Genomic DNA, 18,724 nt, shown 5'->3' with positions numbered 1-18,724 from the left:
CTTTAGTGACACTGCTGCTATACCTCTTTCATCGAAAATTTCCTGATGGCCCGGGGAGATCGCAATATTATAAGTATGGTTATTTGTTTTTCTCGGCTCTGACATTTTATTCATTTGTCATTTACAGCATTTTTTTTGACCTCAGCTTACCCGTGTTTTTATTATTTTTTTGCATTGGAGTAGTGGCCATCCCTATCATTATTTACATATATCGAGCAAGGCTTTAATCCGTGAATGACGAAATTATTGAAAAAGCTGTTTTTGCGATAAAAGGCCATTTGTACATATACCAAAACCTGGTTTTAACCGTTTTTACCTTAACACTTCTGCGTTACCGGTGCGATAGCTAACGCAGAGATAACGCAGTTGACAGGCTGTATTCAGCTATTAAACACATTTCACCTGACCTCATAAAAACAGCAACCTGTGGCTTTTCAAACTTCTGCCTTTCTTAAAGGCAAACTCGGCAACATTGTTTTTTACACCCGCAACGGCCGGCACATTGCCCGGTCAGTTCCTGATAAAGTGCGTCAAACAGATGCTACCAAACAGCGCAGTAAAAATTTTGGTATTGCATCAGCAGCCGGAAAACCCTTACGTGGTTTACTGGCCCCGGTTCTTCCTTTTCCAAAAGACAGGAGTATGCAGGTGCGTTTTTCAGGCGTGCTTGCAAAATGGCTGGCTTTGCAACAGGTTCATGAGCTGGTGCCACAACGCCCACTCCCATTTGTTACGGGCTTTTGTTTTAACCCTGCCACCAGCATTACCGAACGTGTGCGTATACCGTTCCGGATAGAAACACAGGATGCATCCGGCGTGCGGATAATTGTACCTGCTTTTGTGCCTGTAAAATCGATTTCAGCTCCTGCCCATACCACGCTTGTTGATGTGCATTTTAGCGTGGCATCCTGCAACCTGCTGAAGGCTGCAGCCACCGGCAGCAGTATACAAAGCATACGAATTCCCTATACCAGCAGCCTGCAACCCGAACAGGAACTGTTTTTTCCTGTTGCCGCAGTTCCGGGATCAGTGGTGCTGGTTGCAGCTTCTGTAATTTATACGTTACAGAACGGTAAACAGGAATTACGGCCGGCGTTTTTACCATCAGCTGTCATAGATGCCTGGTATTTGTGAGTTTGTTGATTACTTCGTCTCCTACTATCAATGTTCAGCCAAAACATGCCCCACAGTTTACATAAATTAGTAAAAGAAAGTAACTGGTAAACAGGCAAAGAAATTTCGTTTTCAGTCTGGATGCTTTAGATAGGGTGTTTAAAACATGCATACCTCCGGGGAATATAATGCCGGTAAATGTTGGCTAATATGTTTGCCGGATATTTTATGCTGCAGAACAGTATGATAGCCCTTTCATTTATGATAGCGGAAACTTATATTTGTTTTATGGATACTTCAACTAAAACAATACATGAGGGCCGCAATGTAAAACGTTTCCGTGAAATGCTGGGCATAAAACAGGAAGCACTTGCAAGTGCGTTGGGAGAAGATTGGAACCAAAAGAAAATATCGTTGCTGGAAGCAAAGGAAAGTATTGAGCCGCCAATTTTAGAAGATGTGGCAAAGGCTTTGAAAGTGCCGGTTGATGCAATTAAGAATTTTGATGAAGAAGCTGCTATAAATATTATCGGAAATTCATTTCATGATGAAGCTGCTGCTTATAACGAAAATTACAAATGTAATTTCAATCCATTAGACAAGTATATTGAAGCAATAGAAGAAAACAAAAAGCTTTATGAACGTTTACTGCAGACCGAACGGGAAAAGGTAACATTGCTTGAAAAATTATTAGAAAAGAAATAAGCATCAAACGGATTAGCTAAAAAACCTCTGCAAAATGCAGGGGTTTTTCGTTTTACATAATCAGGCAACAACAGCTGGTTTCTCTAAATTAAGAGCGAGCGTCTGAACTTACCAATGGGCTGTGTCCAGCCTGCCAATGCAGCAATCTTTTTCAAATGTTTATTAAAATTGGTAAGTGCGAGGGCAGGAAACACTTTCGCATTCCGCTTTTTATACCGACAGAAAGAACAAAAAATTGAAGCGTCAAAAAGCGGGCATTATATGACAACACCTTACAGTAAGGGCATTTTTCGAAATACGATATCTCAATCTTTAAGCTTTATTAGCCAGCCATCCTCTACCATATTTGGCCCATACTTTTTAAATTCGAAGCTCCCTGTATAGCCAGTAATCATATAAGAATAATCAGGTAAGGTAATTATGGCTTTAGCTTCTTCGTCACCATTTCCTCCTAAAGTTTTTTGCCAAAGTTTATTTCCATTCTGGTCTATTTTATAAATTAACATGTCTCTGCCTCCATGATATCCTGTTACATCTCCATCATTGCTCCAAGTAACTCCACCTACTAAACACCCCCCATCGCTTGCAGCTGAAATAGAATTCGCCCTATCAGGATTTGATCCCCCAAATATTTTTTGCCATATCAAACTACCATTATCAGAAAGTTTAGCTATCCAAAGATCTTCATCAATGGTTCCTAAAGAAGTTTGTCTGTTTCTGAAAATTTTTCCTGCAACTACATAGTTGTTGTCTGATGTCATAGTTATTGAAAAAGCCCTGAGCCCTTTTTCGGAAGTTATTGGTCTTTGCCATATTAAATTTCCATTTCCATCCAGTTTCAAGATCCATGCATCGGAACCGCTTCCCCCAATTACGTCTCCATCCGTACTTTGTGCATATCCAGCTATTACGCAACCGCCATCTGTAGATTTGACGATGCTATATGCTTCTTCAACTTGTAAGCCACCAAAAAATTTCTGCCAAATTCTATTCCCATTTGCATCTAATTTTAATATCAACATATTGCGATTCATCGTATTGCCAATAAAATCTCCATCGTTGCTATAAGTTGCTCCAGCAATCAAATAACCGCCATCATCTGTTGATATGGCAGCGTTGGCGTAATCAAAACCGCTTCCGCCAAAAGATTTTTGCCAAAGTTTATTGCCATTCCTATCTGTTTTTATTATCACGATATCCGAATTCCCTTGGTTAGAAGAAATATCACCATCACTACTATGACTTTCTCCGGCAACAACATAACCACCATCTGATGATGTTAGAACACATTTCGCCTCGTCGATTTTAATCCCACCAAATGTTTTCTGCCAGATTTTGTTACCATAAATATCCGTTTTTATCAGCCACATGTCAGTTTCACCGTAAGTAGTATTATGTTCGATTTCTCCACTCATTGTCACTCCTGCCATAATAAATCCATTATCGCTGGTTTTTGCTAAAGATTGTATGTGATCAACAGAACCTCCACCATAAACTCTATACCATATTTTTTGGCTAATTACAATATTAATAGGCTGTGGAATATTGGTGCCAATCGGTGTTATTGTAATAGTTGCGGATTTGTTTCCGCCAGTCGTATTGTCATCTAAGGAGTTAATAAATACTTTAGCGTTACCATTTCCATTTGTATTGTCAACCTGAATCCAGTTGACATTTGTGGTTATCTTCCAATTAATATTCGATTCAATATAAAATGAATCTTGATTATTTTTAATTCCAATTGTAGTCAGGCTATTTAAATTGGTTCGTAAAAATGGATATCTGCTTTGCTGCTCCAAAAGAATATTAAACGATTGAACACCTTGTGTACCGGGTGAACTAATTGTTATGGTAGCATTTTTAGCGGAATTACCATAATTTGTTTCTAATGCAGTAACAACAATTATTTGTTTACCGCTTCCAGAAGTTACGTTTGTTTTTATCCAATTTGTAGCTTCTGAAGGAGATATGGTTATTACCCAATTTACGTTACCTAAAACCTCAAAAGAATCTACAGAGCCAGCATCAGCATTTAATGATATCTTAGTTTCGTTGACTAATAACTCAGATTTTGGTTTGCTATCGTTGGGCTTATTACAGGCGAAGAGAAAGGTCAGGGTTATAGTAGTGATTAGAAATGTTTTCATGTCATTGTACGATTATATCAAATGTAAGAAATTAAGATTTCCTAAATGACAAGAAAAATACTTTATTTCATCAATCATGAATCAACATAGAAATATTCCCCAAGTGAAAACACACGGCACAGGCAATAAAATAGAACGATATTATTCGTACGGCAAAGCAATAATAAAAATCCCGACAATACTTGCCGGGATTTTTTATCATAAAAGTCTTTATTGCTTTTTCGGTGGCCCTCCTCCATCTTCCACCCGTTTACAACAGATCGGCAAACGTTTATAAACTTCTTCATTTGCTTTTTCATCATCGGCATCGAAACCGAGATTATTCATTGCTGCCCGGATATTTTCAATATTGGTACGGTCGCTGAGATAAGTGATGGTGGTGATTTTTTTACGGATGTCCACCACAACTTTCGCCACACCTTCTTCCACTTTCATGAATTTTTCGATCTTGTCTTTACACTCGGCACATTGTGCCTGCGGTGTTTTTATCTGCACAACAATGGGCTTTTTGTATTGGGCAGAGAGGCCTACTGTTACGGATAGAAATAATACAGTTAAGAATGTCTTCATTGGTTTATATTTTATTTGATAACGTTATCGTAAGCCTGTTTTGTTATTTGGTAAACTTTAGGAGTACCCACCCCAACCCCTCCCGGGAGGGGATTCAGCACAGTTCAGCTTCAGATTAAGAAATTCTGCAGCAGCATACTTTTACTCACAAGAACAATAATGAAATTATCGAATTCCTGTCCAATTTGCCGGGTCGGCGCTCCATTTTAACAAAACTTCCTGTTCGCCGGCTTCCACAATATTCTTTTCAATTGCCAGTTGAATGAGTGTTGGGTAGTTTGTGAGAGAGCGATAGCCCAGATCGTATTTTTCAAACGCCTGTTTGGCCACATCAAAACCATAGTTGAAGATGGACACCATACCAATCACTTCCACACCAGCCTGGCGCAACACATCCACTACCTGCAGACTGCTTTTTCCCGTTGAAATAAGGTCTTCAATCACCACCACCTTTTGTCCTGGTTCGTATGAACCTTCAATCTGGTTGCCCAGCCCATGTTCTTTTGGTTTGGGACGCACATAGATATACGGCAGTTTTAACTGATCGGCCGCCATTGCTCCCCATGCTATACCTGCTGTGGCAACACCTGCCAGCAGTTCTGCCTCTGGAAACTCTTCGAAAATAACGTTACACATCTCACTTTTTATGAATTCCCGCACGTGTGGAAAGGATAATACCTTGCGGTTGTCGCAATAAATGGGGCTCTTCCAACCACTTGCCCAGGTAAAGGGCTCTTTTACATTTAACCGAATGGCCTTAACTTGTAATAGTTTCTCAGCAACAGCTTGTTCGTTTGTCATGCGGCAAAATTAAGGGACAAGGCACAAGGTGAAAAACCAAAATCCAAAAGCCAAGGCAGAAGAGGAAATACAAGGAACAAGGCACAAAAGGAAAAAACAGAATCCAAAACCCAAAAAACAAAAGACAAATTACAATGCAAAAGGAACAAGGCACAAGAGGAAAGCCCAAAATCCAAGTGACAAAACCCAAGGGAAAAGACACAAGGAACAAGGTACAAGTGGAAAAACCAAAACCCAATATCCAAACAACAAGAACAGACAAGGAACAAGGAACAAGGCTCAAGAAAAAAAACAAAATCCAATACCCAAAAAACAAGAAACAAAATATAACAGAGGCAATGATTAAGGAACCTAACTTGTAACCTTAAACCTTCAACTTTAAACCCTTCTATGTACATCAAAATTTACTTTGGAGATAAGCCTGTTTTTCTTTGCGATGAAATTGATGAGATGATTCATGAATACATGCATCACCCTGATGCGGTGTTTATTGATGAAATATCAGGTCCCGCCATTAAATCATTACTCCACGAAATTGTGAAAGAAGAATTTCATGCCGGTATTTTATGGAACGAAGACCTGGAAAAACTGAAGAAAGCTTTCTTTAAACATTTCACTATTGTTACAGCCGCAGGCGGGTTAGTTGAAAATGAAAAAGGAGAATATTTATTGATACATCGCAGAGGTAAATGGGATCTGCCAAAGGGAAAGCTTGATCCAGGTGAAACCATTGAACAATGTGCCGTGCGTGAAGTGGAAGAAGAAACCGGTTTGCAAAAACCTGAACTTAAAAAACCAATCACCATTACTTATCATACCTATGATGAATTTGGTAAACACATTCTGAAAGACTCACATTGGTATAAGATGAAAGTAAAAGGACAGCAATCCATCAAACCACAAACAGAAGAAGATATACACGATATTAAATGGGTGAAGAAAAAAGATCTTTCAACCTACATGGAAAATACGTTTCCGTCAATTAAGGATGTGTTAGCGATGGTATGATGATGATTTACCCCCCCCTTTCAATATCGTTTTTGGTGAAAGACAACACTGCCCCACCCGGGGAGGGGATAATCACTCTGTTAATGTAAATTGGGTTCAATTAAATCCCACAGGTTGCCATACAGATCTTCAAACACTGCAACGGTTCCGTATTCTTCTTTTGATGGTGGTCGTACAAACTTTATTCCCACAGTAAGATAGTATTCATAATCACGGTTAAGATCATCGGTGTATAAGAACAGGAATACCCTGCCACCGGTTTGATTTCCTACCCTGCTCAGTTGTTCTTCGTTGGCTGCTTTTGCCATCAAAAGACAGGTGTTGCTATTACCCGGAGGTGCCATTACCACCCATCGTTTTGTTTCACTCAACGTCGTATCTTCTATTAAACTGAATTTCAATTGATCCCTGTAAAATGCAATGGCCTCATCGTAGTCTCTGACAACCAATGCCAATTGTGCTATTCTTTGATTCATACCTTCATTTAAGTGATAAATATAAAGAGCCGGTCATTAACTATCCAAACCAAGGGTTGCAGCCTAAAATAAATCGACTGATGCGGTCAATAAAGCTTACCTTTACACGTCATTTGAGTAACTTCTGTAAGCGAATTATCATTTCCTCCCTCGTATTTTTCTTTTACACCAGTATTCTGCTCAAGTTTTTAATATTTAAATTCTCCTTGGTATGAATATTTATGTTTCCAATTTAGGTTTTAACGTGCAGGATGCCGAATTAAAACAACTTTTCAATTCGTATGGCGAAGTTACTTCTGCCAAAGTGATCATGGATAAATTCACGAATCAGAGCCGTGGTTTTGGTTTTGTGGAAATGCCTGATGATGCTGCTGCACAAAAAGCAATTGATGAGCTTAACGGTACTTCAACCGATGGCCGCTCATTAAAAGTTACTGAAGCAAGACCCCGTGAGGAAAAACCACGTACCAACAGATGGTAATTTTTAATACCGTACAATTTATTTTATCACTTTAATCAGAATACAGTATGACGAATGATATGATTGAAAAGTTTATTGAAACGAAAAATCGTGAAAATTCTCAAGTGAACATTCACTTTAAGCAAAGAGATACCGTAAAAGGTGTTTTTATCCGCAACAATGATTATGATGAGCTGAAAAGCAAAAACTTCTGGCGCATTGTTTCAGAATCAAAACTGGAGGAATGGAAAAAGACAAAAGATAATACGCTTGCCCGCATTTTCAATGGTGCAGAATTTACCCGTTTAAGCGAAATAAACTAACTGATATCGGTATCAAATAAAAACTCTGAATATGTTTACACAAACCTGGAAAAAATATTTACCAGTGATTTTAATCCTGATGAAAAGAGCTTCACAGGAAGATCAGGTATTAAAAGTGAACCAAACCGATTTTGAACGTGCAGCAGGCGGTCGTAAAATTAAATTCAGCTTTGGCAATGTAGAATTGAAAAAAGCGAAATTAAATTCACAAGCCAAGCATTCACCTTTTGCAAAAGATTTTGCTACTGTTCTGCAGGAAGATGATCTTACAAGGGGTTTTCTGTTGCAGCGCTGGTTTGAATTTTCAATGAGTACCGATTTTCAATTAACGATCAAACATCATCCATTTGAAGCAGAACCATCACAGGATACTGCTGAACTTGAAAATAACGAAGTAGCGTTAGCTGAATAAAGAATTGCAAAACACATTCAGCTGTCCTTACACTAACAGCCTATACCGCTGTCTGCAACAATTGCAGACAGCTTTTTTCATTAAAGGATTATTTCTATGCAACGTTCTGTCATTACAGGTACAGGCTCCTACATACCTCCCGTTATTCAAACAAATACAGATTTTACCAGGCACTTATTTTATTCAGAAGATCATCAACCATTACCTACTCCGCCCGGTGAAGTAGTGGAAAAGTTTAAACAGATCACAGGTATTGAAGAGCGCAGGTATGCTTCTGATGATCTTACAACTGCAGATATTGGCGCTGTTGCAGCCAAAAAAGCATTAATCGATAGTGGTGTTGATCCTGAAACGATCGATCAATTAATTGTTGCACATAATTTCGGCAATGTATTAAAGAATACCATTCAAACAGATGCAGTGCCTTCGCTTGCTGCAGGCATCAAACATAAACTGGGTATTAAAAATCCCAATTGCGTAGCATATGATGTGTTGTTTGGTTGCCCCGGCTGGTTGCAGGGAGTAATACAAGCCGATGCATTTTTTAAAGCAGGCATTGCGAAGAAAGCACTGATCGTTGGAGCTGAAACATTATCCAGAGTAATTGATGTATATGATCGTGACAGCATGATCTTCAGCGATGGTGCTGGCGCAGCTGTACTGGAATACAAAGAAACCACAGAAAATGGTGCAGGCATCCTCAGCGCATCTGTGCAAACTCATTCAATGGAAGAGGTTGATTACATCAACATGGGACCATCATTTTATCCCGGAAGTGACCCGCATGTGCGTTATATTAAAATGAAAGGAAGAAAGGTATATGAATATGCTATGAAGCATGTACCAGCTGCCATGAAAGACTGCTTAGATAAAAGTGGTGTGGCTATTACTGATCTTAAAAAAGTTTTCATTCACCAGGCCAATGAAAAAATGGATGAAGGTATTATCAACCGCTTGTATAAACTATACAATATCCCTACGCCTGCTGAACATGTAATGCCGATGAGTATCCATTGGCTGGGCAACAGTTCCGTTGCAACAATTCCAACATTGCTTGATCTTGTTCGACGGGAAGAAATAAAAAATCACCGGCTTTCGACCGGTGATGTAATTATGTTTGCCTCTGTTGGCGCAGGCATGAATATTAATGCTGTCTGCTACCGTTACTGATCTTTATGATCAACGTTGTGAAAACGTTTTCCCATAACGGCGACCACCACCCGCACTTCTCATAGTACTCACAGGTGCCGCACCAGCTGATGCTGCTACAGGTGAGTTATGCATAAAGCTGATGTCAAACGGATGATCTTTTACAACATCGATCTGCTTTTTGATCAGTTTCTGAATATCGGTGAGGAATGTCTTCTCACTCCAATCACAAAACGAAATGGCAACGCCACTTGCTCCTGCCCTTCCTGTACGGCCAATACGGTGTACATACGTTTCAGGAACGTTTGGTAACTCGAAATTGAACACATGCGTTAACTCATCAATATCAATACCACGTGCAGCAATATCTGTTGCAACAAGCACACGTGTTTTACGCTTCTTGAAATTGCTTAATGCATTTTGTCTTGCATTCTGCGATTTATTTCCATGAATCGCTTCAGTACGTATACCGGCATTGTTCAGGTTCTTCGCTAATTTATCAGCTGCATGTTTCATTTGTGTAAACACAAGTACCGATTCAATGGTATGGTCTTTCAGCAACTGCACCATCAACGGAAGTTTATTTTGCTTTTCAACATAATAAACTGATTGCTGAATGATTTCTACGGTAGATGATACCGGTGTTACTTCCACCTTTACAGGGTTGGTAAGCAACATAGATGCTAACTGTTGAATTTCAGGAGGCATGGTTGCCGAGAAAAATAATGTTTGACGCTTGGATGGTAATTTGGCAATGATGCGTTTTACATCATGCACAAAACCCATATCAAGCATACGATCTGCTTCATCCAATACAAAGTATTTGATGTTGTTGAGATTGATATGACCTTGTTGCATCAGATCGAGTAAACGACCGGGTGTGGCAACAATAACATCAACACCACGTCTGATATTCTGCACCTGGCTGTATTGCGGCACGCCACCAAAGATCACCTGGTGTTTAATGTTGAGAAAATGACCATATGCATTTACACTCTCACCGATCTGGATGGCCAGCTCACGTGTGGGTGTAAGAATAAGCGTTTGTAACTGCGGTTGCTTTTTACCTGATTGCTGTTGCTCAAGATGCATGAGTTGTAAAACAGGAATGGTAAATGCGGCTGTTTTTCCGGTACCGGTTTGCGCACATCCAAGCAAATCTCTTTGTTGTAAAATGGCGGGGATGGCTTTTTCCTGGATAGGTGTGGGGCTGCTGTAGCCTTCTTTGCTCAATGCCTGTAATACAGGCTCAATGAGCTGTAATTCGTTAAATAACACGTAAAAGTTTTTTAGTTTAAAAATGTGATAAGGCTATCAAAAAAGAATTTGATACATTATCTGCCTTAGGTTAACACATCACATATTTGAGGAGGGTAACTACTACACAAACAGGGAGAGATAACAATAAGAAAAGCAAAACTACCTTTTTTTTGGCCAATGCAGGTATTTATTTTAAAAGGGCTCAATCGCAGGCTTTTTCCACAATTCGTAAAAGTGAATGAAGCAGCACATAGTTTTCGCTGATTGATCGGCAGTAAAATCGTACCTTTAACCAGTCTTCAGAAATTACAATCCCTTTTTCTCAGAACTTTTTGGCAATTCCGGCAACGGGGATTCTTTTATCATTAAATCATTTATACGTATGGCTGATACTTGGAACAAAAAAGAAAGAGAAAAGAAAAAACAACAAACAAAAAAGGAAAAAGAAGAACGCAAACAAGAGCGTAAAGAGAATTCAAAAACAAAAACGCTTGATGATATGCTTGCGTATGTAGATGAGAATGGAAACATTTCAGCTACACCTCCCGACCTCAGCAAAGTAAGAAAAGTAAAACTTGAAGATATAGAGATTGGTGTGCCTAAACAGGCTCCTGTTGATCCTGCCGATCTCATCAGAACAGGTATTGTTACCTTCTTTAATGAATCAAAAGGATATGGTTTTATTAAGGATCTTCAAACCCAGGAAAGTGTGTTTGTGCATGTGAATGGTTTGAAAGAAGCGATCAAAGAAAATAACAAAGTGAGTTTTGAAGTGGAGATGACACATAAAGGTGCAAGCGCCATTAATGTGAAACAGGTTGTTTAAAAACTCAGTGACTGAAATATAAAAGGTATCGCTCAATGCGATACCTTTTTTTGTTAGAGGTATTTTTATTGATCGCTACGGCTTATCTACTTCACGGAACAACAGCATATCTCCTATACGTGCTGAAGCACCATCGTAAAATCCTGTTTCATATTCGTAGGCTGACGGATTACGGAATGTACCAAAGAGTATATCAAACAAGGGCAGATCAGAATAGTTATAGGCATGAATACCTTTTGCATGATGCACAGTATGGCTTTCAGGCCGCTGAATAAAATAACCCAACCATACAGGTGTTTTAATATTTGCATGCTGAAAGATGCTGAAGAAATTTGTCACCAGCAGAATAACAGTGATGGCCTGTGGTTCGAACCCGGTAAGTATCGAAAAACAAATGGTGCCTAAAGCGGTCCAGCCAATTATATCCAATGGGCTGAAATAAAATGCACCATAGGTATCTAAACGTTCTGCACTGTGATGCATCTGGTGAAACATCTTCCACAAATATTTATTGCGATGCATGCTGCGATGCCATACATACACCCCAAGCTCATACAACAACACACCAACAACTGCTCCGCCAATAGTTCCGATACCTGACAGATCGAGCAATTGTGCAGATGGTAAATAACTTGCCCAAAACAATGGCAGGTAAGATGAGATGTAGAAATAGCAAAAGAAGACTAGGATACCCCGTAGCCTCCAGTATTTTATAACAGGAAGTTTGCGGCCGGGAAATGCAGCTTCCCACAACATGAGTGCTGCATACATGCCAAGGATGGCAAGTGAAATAGGATCGAGTAAAAGGTCTAATGGTGATGGCATATACTGATGTTTATTGTTTCAACAGATATGCAAAACTCCATCATTACAATACCTTACACAATCCCTCACTCAGGGAAATATCTAACCAAAACCGGTGATAAAAAAGCCAGTGAATTATAAGTACCAGCGATCGCCTGCAGGAATATTAAAACCAAGCACCTCTCCTTTTTGTGGTACACGACCTGTATGCAACACAAAAAAATGTTGCTGTTGCAATACCACTTCAAGCAACGTATAAGCGCCACGATAATGCACAGCTTCAATAATGCCTTTTAAAGATGAGATGCCATTTGTGCTGATCTGCACCTGGTGTGGACGAAGAAAAAGTTTTTGCTGATTGCCTGTAACATCCGTTTCAAAATGAATGGCTGATGTATCGATCAAACTATAATCGCCTAACAAACCGGCAGCATATTCATTCACCGGTTGAAGATATACTTGCTGTGCTGTTCCCTGCTGTACAATTTGTCCATCTTTCAACAGCAACAATGTATCGGCCCATGAAAGCAGATCAGCTGGTTCATGACTCACCATCATACAGGTAATGCCCAACTGATCACCAAGATCATGGATCACCTGTTTCATTGTTTGTTTGTGCAGAAAATCTAGATTGGAAAACGGTTCATCCAATATCAGAAGTTGAGGAGAACCGGTAAGGAGTCTTGCCAATGCAATACGTTGCTTTTCGCCACCTGAAAGCTGATGTGTTCTTCTACGCAGCAAATGCTCAACCTGGCAAACAGTATAGATCTGCATGGCTTGCTCAGGTGTGAGTTTGTTGGCCATCTCTAAAAAATCACCCACCCAGTAATTATTCCGGAGTTCAAAATGTTGAGATAAATAACCAATGCCTTTATGGCCGGGAATAAGTTGCTCCCATGGGCCTAACACTTTCTCATCATTAAAATAAACTTCACCTGCATCGGGTTGAGCCAACCCTGCAATCATTTTCAGCAGTGTTGTTTTGCCCGATCCTGTTTCGCCCGCAATACCAATTTTTTGAAAAGCAGTTTGTGTAAAACTGATGCCATTCACTGCATCCGTATCTCCCTCCTTTTTATACAAACCATTTACCTCCAGAAAAGCCATGCCCGAAAATAGAACATAAGCTTAATACAGCAAACTGTTTGAACGATCCTTACTGACTGTAACGTTGAGCCAGTGAATGTGAGATCACTTTAAATTCCTGTTCCTTCATTGCTAGTTGATAGCTGTTATCAATGGCTTTTATGTTGGGATTGGAAAGATGGCGCTCATTATAAGGCCTTATGAGATCTATTTCACGAACTACCTTGCCATTTTCATCAATCGTTTTTGCAAACACTCTGTATTGAAAATGCCATGGGTTCAATTGATCGTCAGCACCGTTAGAACTATAAGTGTCGTTAAAGCCTTCAAAGATCAGTTCGCTGCTGTATTCCGGATGTTCGTGGAGGAGATCAGTGATGTTGATGAATTGGTTGATCTCAGGATCACCATGAACAATACCACTGTCCCAAACCGTTTCGCCGTTCAGGAATATAACCAGCCTGTTATCAACGTGTTTTACGTTGATCCAATACTCTTTTTTCATATTACTTACATTAAATCGTTAAAGAATTGTGTGTTGAATAACAGGTATAAAAGTCCAAAATCTGCTACAGGCAGGTAATGACGAATGTTATTTTTTCAACTGATTAACATCCATTTTTAGCATTGGAAAAAGAGTACAATGGCTATACTTCGAAGTAGAGATGATTATGATTACTGCACTTGGGGTTGAAGCTGTTGCTGCAATTCGGGCATTGGTAATTACTGTGTTGATATTGATTGATGGTCATTTCATGCCGGCATACACCGCAAAGAATAGCCTTAGTATCAAATTCACTTTTGTTCCAGACTTCAGCTTTATGTCCGGCTGTTTCTTCATGACAATAAAAGCAGGGATAGTAAGTGTCGCAGCATTTAAACTTAATGGCAATTACATCAAGCAGAGAATGATAATGGGTGCAACGTGTTTGCTCATCAACTGTTTTTCCTTTTACTACAATCATTTCTGTTTCGTTTAACTTACCACTAATTGATCAAGCAGTTTCTCGACTGTTTTTTCAGCATCACTGCAAATGCCGGGATGTACTGCCGATGTTTGTACAACCGTACTACGCTTTGCTGTGAGCCAACGAAACCTTGCCGCATGATCGAGTAATGCAATGGGACCTGCTTCCTTATTTCCTTTGCTGATCTGCTCAAATGCCTGCAGATGCTGCCGCACATCTTCAAGATCAATTTTTGGATACAGTGCCAGTATCCTCTTCTCATCCAACACATATTTCATTTCAAGAAAAGCGGGGCGTTTGCAGAATACAATAACACCCACATTCAGGAATTCTTCCCGTTCAACACGTGGCACTACACGTATGATGGCATACTCAAATGTGAATTTTTCCTGCATTAATCGCTTCGTTTACAAAATTGGATGAATGTGTTATTCTTGTTGTTAGAAACTGATAATAAACATTTCTTATTTCATCAGCCGAAAGTTTTCCTTCTTCATCTTTCAACCATGTATCAGGAAGAATAGAAACAATTGCCTGAATGAGTTCAGGAACCAATACCTGTTTCAACATTGTATCAGCTTCCTGAATATTTTTCGCCTGTGGTAACAGCACATGATCTTTGATCTGCACAAAAGGTCGTAACGCCTGCTCTTCCCAGCTATATCCTGAATGATGAAAATACAATGAAGCACCATGATCGATCATCCACAATTCATTTCGCCATGTGAGCATGTTTGTATTGCGTGCCGTACGATCTACATTGGTGAGTAATGCATCGAGCCAAACAATTTTTGACGCAGTTGTTGCATCAATTTTTGCAACAGCAGGATCGTATGTGATAGCGCCGGATAAATAATGTAAGCCAAGATTCAATCCTTCACTGGCACGTAACAGATCCTGAATCTCTTCATCGGGTTCCATGCGACCAAAGGCTTCATCCAGTTCGGCAAAAACAAGTTCAGGAACTTTTAAACCAATTGCCCTTGCAATTTCAGCACCAATCACATCGGCGATCAATGCTTTTGTTCCCTGCCCTGCTCCACGAAATTTCAATACATATAAAAATCCATCATCAGCTTCAGCAATAGCGGGCAATGAACCACCTTCACGCAAAGGCGTAACATAGCGTGTTACCTGCACAGTTCTGATATCGGGTGGTTGAATACTCATTGTTGCTTGCTGTTCCAGTAATTTTTGCTAAGCTATAATAAGATTGGTTGAAAACAAAAACAGAAGATGTGAAAAGAAGGTGCATTGTTTCATGAAATGAAAGATGTAACTATTATTCTTAACCATTCCTGTTAAACTTTCTGTTGCGGAATTATTATGAAATCATCATGAAATATTTACCTGAATGTTATTCCCTCATTAAGAAACTGTAAAGCTGTTCGTTCACAATGTTCACCGTTCACATTTGCAATTCAAAACCAATTGCGCATGAAACGTTTCACTTTTCTCTCAATACAGGTAATGCTGTTGATATTAACATTGCTTGTAACAACATCTCTCACCGCTCAAACAATTAAAGGTATCATAAGCGACAGTACCGGCAAGCCCTTAGCGGGAGCAACCATTGAACTTAAAGGTTCATCTGCAACAACTCAAACAAATGCAGAAGGCAACTTCAGTATTAGCCCACCGAAAGTACTCACAAAAAAAGATGTGTTCATTATCAGTTATACCGGCTACAAAGAACTGGAATGGTCTTACGATGGCAGCAACAATGTAAAATTACAGTTGCAACCTGATGAAAAAATACTGGGAGAAGTGGTAGTAACAGCGTTGGGCATACGCCGGGAAGAAAAATCACTTGGCTTTGCAGCGCAAACAGTAAAAGAGAATGCGGTTAAGGATGCACGAACGAACAACTGGGCCAACAGTTTAACAGGAAAAGTTGCCGGATTAAACATTCAGGGGACGGGAGCAGGCCCTATGGGTTCATCACGCATTACTTTGCGTGGAGAATCATCATTAAATCTTGATAATAACCAGGCACTGATTATTATTGATGGCGTTCCTGTTAGTAATAAAATAACTGGCACAGGTTTCTCTTCGCATCTTTCACAGGATAATCCTGTTGACTATGGTTCAGCAGTAAATGATATTAACCCGGATGATATTGAAAAAATATCAGTATTAAAAGGAGCAGGCGCAACTGCATTGTACGGCAGCCGTGCATCGGGTGGTGTAATCATCATCACCACAAAAAGCGGTCAACGCAAAGACAAAGGCTTAGGCATCACCTACAACATGAACTATAGTCTTGATCAGGTGAACCGCTGGCCCGATTACCAATTTGAATATGGCGAAGGGCGGACATCTGCTTATTATTCCTATCTCGATAGCCAAGATGGCTTGAACACCTCAACTGGCGTTGCAGCAGGTCGGGCATGGGGACCGAAATTTAATGGTCAACAATATTTTCAGTACGATCCCAATACGCCAAGTGGTAAAGCAAGTGAACGAACTCCATGGGTTGCACACAAAGATTATATCTCCGGCTATTTCAGGTTGGGTTCAACGATTACCAACAGCATTTCAATTGAAGGTGGTTCAGATAAAGGAAGTGCAAGGTTATCACTTACTCATTTGAAAAATCAATGGATACTTCCAAATTATGGTTTTGAACGATACAATGCTGCATTATCTGTGAATCAAAAAATAACAGATAAGCTTCGCATTAACGGAAGAGTAAATTATACCAATAAAAAAAGTGACAATCTTCCCGGTGCTGGTTACAATAACCAATCAACAATGTATTTTCTCATTATTGGTACAGCTCCAAATATCCGTCCTGAATGGTTTAAACCTTATTGGGAACCGGGTTTGGAAAATGTACAACAACGCAACCGGTTTAACCCAGGACCAGATAATCCCTATCTCGCATTTTATGAAATGCTGAACAAAATGAACAGACATGGCGTGATCGGTAATGTATCAGCCACTTACACATTTAACGATAACCTGGAATTATTAGTTCGTTCAGGAATGGATATGTCATTTGAATATCGTTCGCAGCAACGTCCATTCAGCATGACGAAATATCCAAGAGGGATGTTTCGTGAACAGAATGTTTTCAGTTATGAGTCGAATACAGATGCGTTGTTGAGTTATAACAATAAGATCAGCAGTAATTGGAAATACAATGTGTCAGTTGGTGGCAACCTCATGCGTCAAACCTATGATTTTGCAGGCATGTATGCCGATCAGTTGGCACAACCCGGCATCTATCAAATTTCAAACAGTTTAGATCAGGCAGTTGCTGATCCATTGAAAACAAAAAAAGCGATCAACAGTGTTTACGGTACCGGTCAGCTTTCGTTCCGTGATCAGATTTTTGTAGATGTAACAGGACGTAACGATTGGTCGAGTACACTACCCTATCAAAACAATTCATTCTTTTATCCATCGGTAAGTACAAGTTTTATTTTATCGGACATGTTTGAATTACCATCGAAAATTTCCTTTGCCAAAGTTCGTATGTCATGGGCGCAGGTTGGTAACGATACAAGACCTTATCAAACCGATAAATATTACGATCGTATTTATGGCAACAACTTCACTAACCCTTCTGTATTGTTTAATCCCGATCTGAAACCTGAGATCACTTCGAGTTATGAAGCGGGTATTGATCTTCGTTTGTTCCGCAACCGCTTATCGTTTGATGTAGCTGTGTACAGTAACAACAGTCGTAACCAGATATTGGCGATTCCATTAGATCCTGTTAGCGGTTACAGCAGTGCGTTAGTGAATGCCGGTTTGATCAACAGTCGTGGTGTGGAAGTGGCCGTAACAGGAAAACCTGTTGTGAAAAAGAATTTCAGTTGGACCACAACTTTAGTCTGGAGCCAAAACAGAAGCTATGTAAAAGAACTTGCTGATGGCATTACTAACCAGGTGATTTATTCACATGGAAGTAACGTTTCCATTGAGGCAAGAGTTGGTGGAAGAATGGGTGATATGTATGGAAGAGGCTTTCAACGCTCCCCTGACGGGCAGATCATTTATGGTTCAAACGGATTACCTGCACAATTGGATCCTGTTCAGAAAAGATGGGGCAATGCGTTTGCCGATTGGAAAGCAGGTTTAACCAATGAGTTCATGATCAAAAACTTCCGCATCAGTATTTTACTGGATGGACAAATGGGCGGCAGCATGTATTCACAAACCAATCACAAGAACAATACCCTCGGTAAAACAAAAGTAACCTTACCGGGTCGTGATAACGGTATTGTTGGACAGGGTGTTGTTTACAACAGTGCTACACAGAAATATGAACCGAATACCAGAAACGTTGCAGCCAGTTCGTATTACGACAATTATTACCAGATCAGCAATGCTGAAACAAATATTTTCGATGCATCATTCCTGAAAATTCGTGAAGTACGATTTGAATTTAATCTGCCCCAACGTTTACTGAGTAAGTTATTGGTAAAACAAACCAGCGTAGCACTCTATGGTCGTGAGCTTTTCAATTTCACTAAATTTCCCGGCTTCGATCCGGAAGGTGGCAACCTGAATAATGGCACACTCACACCAGGTGTTGAGTTAACACAATTCCCTTCTACAAGAAACATGGGTATCAACCTCACATTTAAATTTTAAAACCTAAC

Annotated in this window: 21 protein-coding genes; 10 read left to right on the top strand and 11 right to left on the bottom strand. The window is 39.8% G+C overall.

Annotated features, from left to right (window positions below):
* Positions 1-426 precede the first annotated feature (426 nt).
* Entirely contained in the window at positions 427-1,134 is a 708-nt protein-coding gene (locus VK159_RS23165) for a hypothetical protein (RefSeq protein ID WP_324232555.1), read from the top strand.
* Between the two features lie 267 nt (positions 1,135-1,401).
* Complete coding sequence (locus VK159_RS23160) at positions 1,402-1,818, top strand: helix-turn-helix transcriptional regulator (RefSeq protein ID WP_324232554.1); 417 nt, start codon at positions 1,402-1,404, stop codon at positions 1,816-1,818.
* Between the two features lie 305 nt (positions 1,819-2,123).
* Here VK159_RS23160 and VK159_RS23155 read toward each other — a convergent pair whose 3' ends face one another.
* From VK159_RS23155 to pyrE, 3 genes are all read right to left on the bottom strand, one after another.
* Entirely contained in the window at positions 2,124-3,965 is a 1,842-nt protein-coding gene (locus tag VK159_RS23155; protein WP_324232553.1) for a BACON domain-containing protein, read from the bottom strand.
* A gap of 210 nt (positions 3,966-4,175) precedes the next feature.
* Positions 4,176-4,535, bottom strand: coding sequence for a heavy-metal-associated domain-containing protein (locus tag VK159_RS23150; protein WP_324232552.1), 360 nt, complete (start codon positions 4,533-4,535; stop codon positions 4,176-4,178).
* A gap of 165 nt (positions 4,536-4,700) precedes the next feature.
* Positions 4,701-5,336 carry an orotate phosphoribosyltransferase gene (pyrE, locus tag VK159_RS23145; RefSeq protein WP_324232551.1) on the bottom strand — a complete coding sequence of 212 codons (636 nt, stop codon included), beginning with the start codon at positions 5,334-5,336 and terminating at the stop codon, positions 4,701-4,703.
* Between the two features lie 28 nt (positions 5,337-5,364).
* On the opposite strand from pyrE, the gene VK159_RS23140 reads away from it, so the two are divergent.
* Positions 5,365-5,682, top strand: a complete 318-nt coding sequence (locus VK159_RS23140; protein ID WP_324232550.1) for a hypothetical protein — start codon at positions 5,365-5,367, stop codon at positions 5,680-5,682.
* 44 nt (positions 5,683-5,726) lie between these two features.
* Positions 5,727-6,344 (top strand): NUDIX hydrolase, encoded by a 618-nt coding sequence (locus tag VK159_RS23135; RefSeq protein WP_324232549.1) that lies wholly within the window; start codon positions 5,727-5,729, stop codon positions 6,342-6,344.
* A gap of 80 nt (positions 6,345-6,424) precedes the next feature.
* Here VK159_RS23135 and VK159_RS23130 read toward each other — a convergent pair whose 3' ends face one another.
* Complete coding sequence (locus VK159_RS23130) at positions 6,425-6,820, bottom strand: VOC family protein (RefSeq protein ID WP_324232548.1); 396 nt, start codon at positions 6,818-6,820, stop codon at positions 6,425-6,427.
* 211 nt (positions 6,821-7,031) lie between these two features.
* Between VK159_RS23130 and VK159_RS23125 the strand changes: the two genes are divergently transcribed.
* From VK159_RS23125 to VK159_RS23110, 4 genes are all read left to right on the top strand, one after another.
* Complete coding sequence (locus VK159_RS23125; RefSeq protein WP_182801365.1) at positions 7,032-7,301, top strand: RNA recognition motif domain-containing protein; 270 nt, start codon at positions 7,032-7,034, stop codon at positions 7,299-7,301.
* A gap of 47 nt (positions 7,302-7,348) precedes the next feature.
* Positions 7,349-7,603, top strand: a complete 255-nt coding sequence (locus VK159_RS23120) for a short-chain dehydrogenase (RefSeq protein WP_182801366.1) — start codon at positions 7,349-7,351, stop codon at positions 7,601-7,603.
* Between the two features lie 31 nt (positions 7,604-7,634).
* Positions 7,635-8,015: a hypothetical protein gene (locus VK159_RS23115; RefSeq protein ID WP_324232547.1), complete on the top strand. Its 381-nt coding sequence runs from the start codon at positions 7,635-7,637 to the stop codon at positions 8,013-8,015.
* 96 nt (positions 8,016-8,111) lie between these two features.
* Positions 8,112-9,185 (top strand): ketoacyl-ACP synthase III, encoded by a 1,074-nt coding sequence (locus VK159_RS23110; RefSeq protein ID WP_324232546.1) that lies wholly within the window; start codon positions 8,112-8,114, stop codon positions 9,183-9,185.
* Positions 9,186-9,194: 9 nt separating this feature from the next.
* Here the strand turns inward: VK159_RS23110 and VK159_RS23105 are convergent, their stop codons facing one another.
* The gene (locus VK159_RS23105) at positions 9,195-10,442 is read right to left on the bottom strand and encodes a DEAD/DEAH box helicase (protein WP_324232545.1); all 1,248 of its coding nucleotides are present in this window, start codon (positions 10,440-10,442) and stop codon (positions 9,195-9,197) included.
* A gap of 364 nt (positions 10,443-10,806) precedes the next feature.
* On the opposite strand from VK159_RS23105, the gene VK159_RS23100 reads away from it, so the two are divergent.
* Positions 10,807-11,250, top strand: a complete 444-nt coding sequence (locus VK159_RS23100) for a cold-shock protein (protein ID WP_182801370.1) — start codon at positions 10,807-10,809, stop codon at positions 11,248-11,250.
* A 75-nt stretch (positions 11,251-11,325) separates the two neighbouring features.
* Here VK159_RS23100 and VK159_RS23095 read toward each other — a convergent pair whose 3' ends face one another.
* The 6 genes from VK159_RS23095 to VK159_RS23070 form a co-directional block, all read right to left on the bottom strand.
* Complete coding sequence (locus tag VK159_RS23095) at positions 11,326-12,075, bottom strand: sterol desaturase family protein (RefSeq protein ID WP_324232544.1); 750 nt, start codon at positions 12,073-12,075, stop codon at positions 11,326-11,328.
* Positions 12,076-12,189: 114 nt separating this feature from the next.
* Positions 12,190-13,164, bottom strand: coding sequence for an ABC transporter ATP-binding protein (locus VK159_RS23090; protein ID WP_324232543.1), 975 nt, complete (start codon positions 13,162-13,164; stop codon positions 12,190-12,192).
* 49 nt (positions 13,165-13,213) lie between these two features.
* On the bottom strand, positions 13,214-13,648 hold the full coding sequence (locus VK159_RS23085) for a hypothetical protein (RefSeq protein ID WP_324232542.1): 435 nt from the start codon (positions 13,646-13,648) through the stop codon (positions 13,214-13,216).
* A gap of 142 nt (positions 13,649-13,790) precedes the next feature.
* Entirely contained in the window at positions 13,791-14,108 is a 318-nt protein-coding gene (locus tag VK159_RS23080; protein WP_324232541.1) for a CHY zinc finger protein, read from the bottom strand.
* 11 nt (positions 14,109-14,119) lie between these two features.
* On the bottom strand, positions 14,120-14,506 hold the full coding sequence (locus tag VK159_RS23075) for a DUF3037 domain-containing protein (protein ID WP_324232540.1): 387 nt from the start codon (positions 14,504-14,506) through the stop codon (positions 14,120-14,122).
* A complete protein-coding gene (locus tag VK159_RS23070) occupies positions 14,484-15,281 on the bottom strand; it encodes a HipA family kinase (protein ID WP_324232539.1) in 798 nt (265 codons plus the stop codon). The genes VK159_RS23075 and VK159_RS23070 overlap by 23 nt, the downstream gene beginning before the upstream one ends.
* Before the next feature lie 267 nt (positions 15,282-15,548).
* Between VK159_RS23070 and VK159_RS23065 the strand changes: the two genes are divergently transcribed.
* Complete coding sequence (locus VK159_RS23065; RefSeq protein ID WP_324232538.1) at positions 15,549-18,716, top strand: SusC/RagA family TonB-linked outer membrane protein; 3,168 nt, start codon at positions 15,549-15,551, stop codon at positions 18,714-18,716.
* Positions 18,717-18,724: the final 8 nt, after the last annotated feature.

Origin of the sequence: Lacibacter sp. (assembly GCF_035299325.1) — a bacterium.
Classification (GTDB): domain Bacteria; phylum Bacteroidota; class Bacteroidia; order Chitinophagales; family Chitinophagaceae; genus Lacibacter.
The sequence above is the reverse complement of the archived record's forward strand: the minus strand, read 5'-3'. Positions and strand labels throughout refer to the sequence as shown.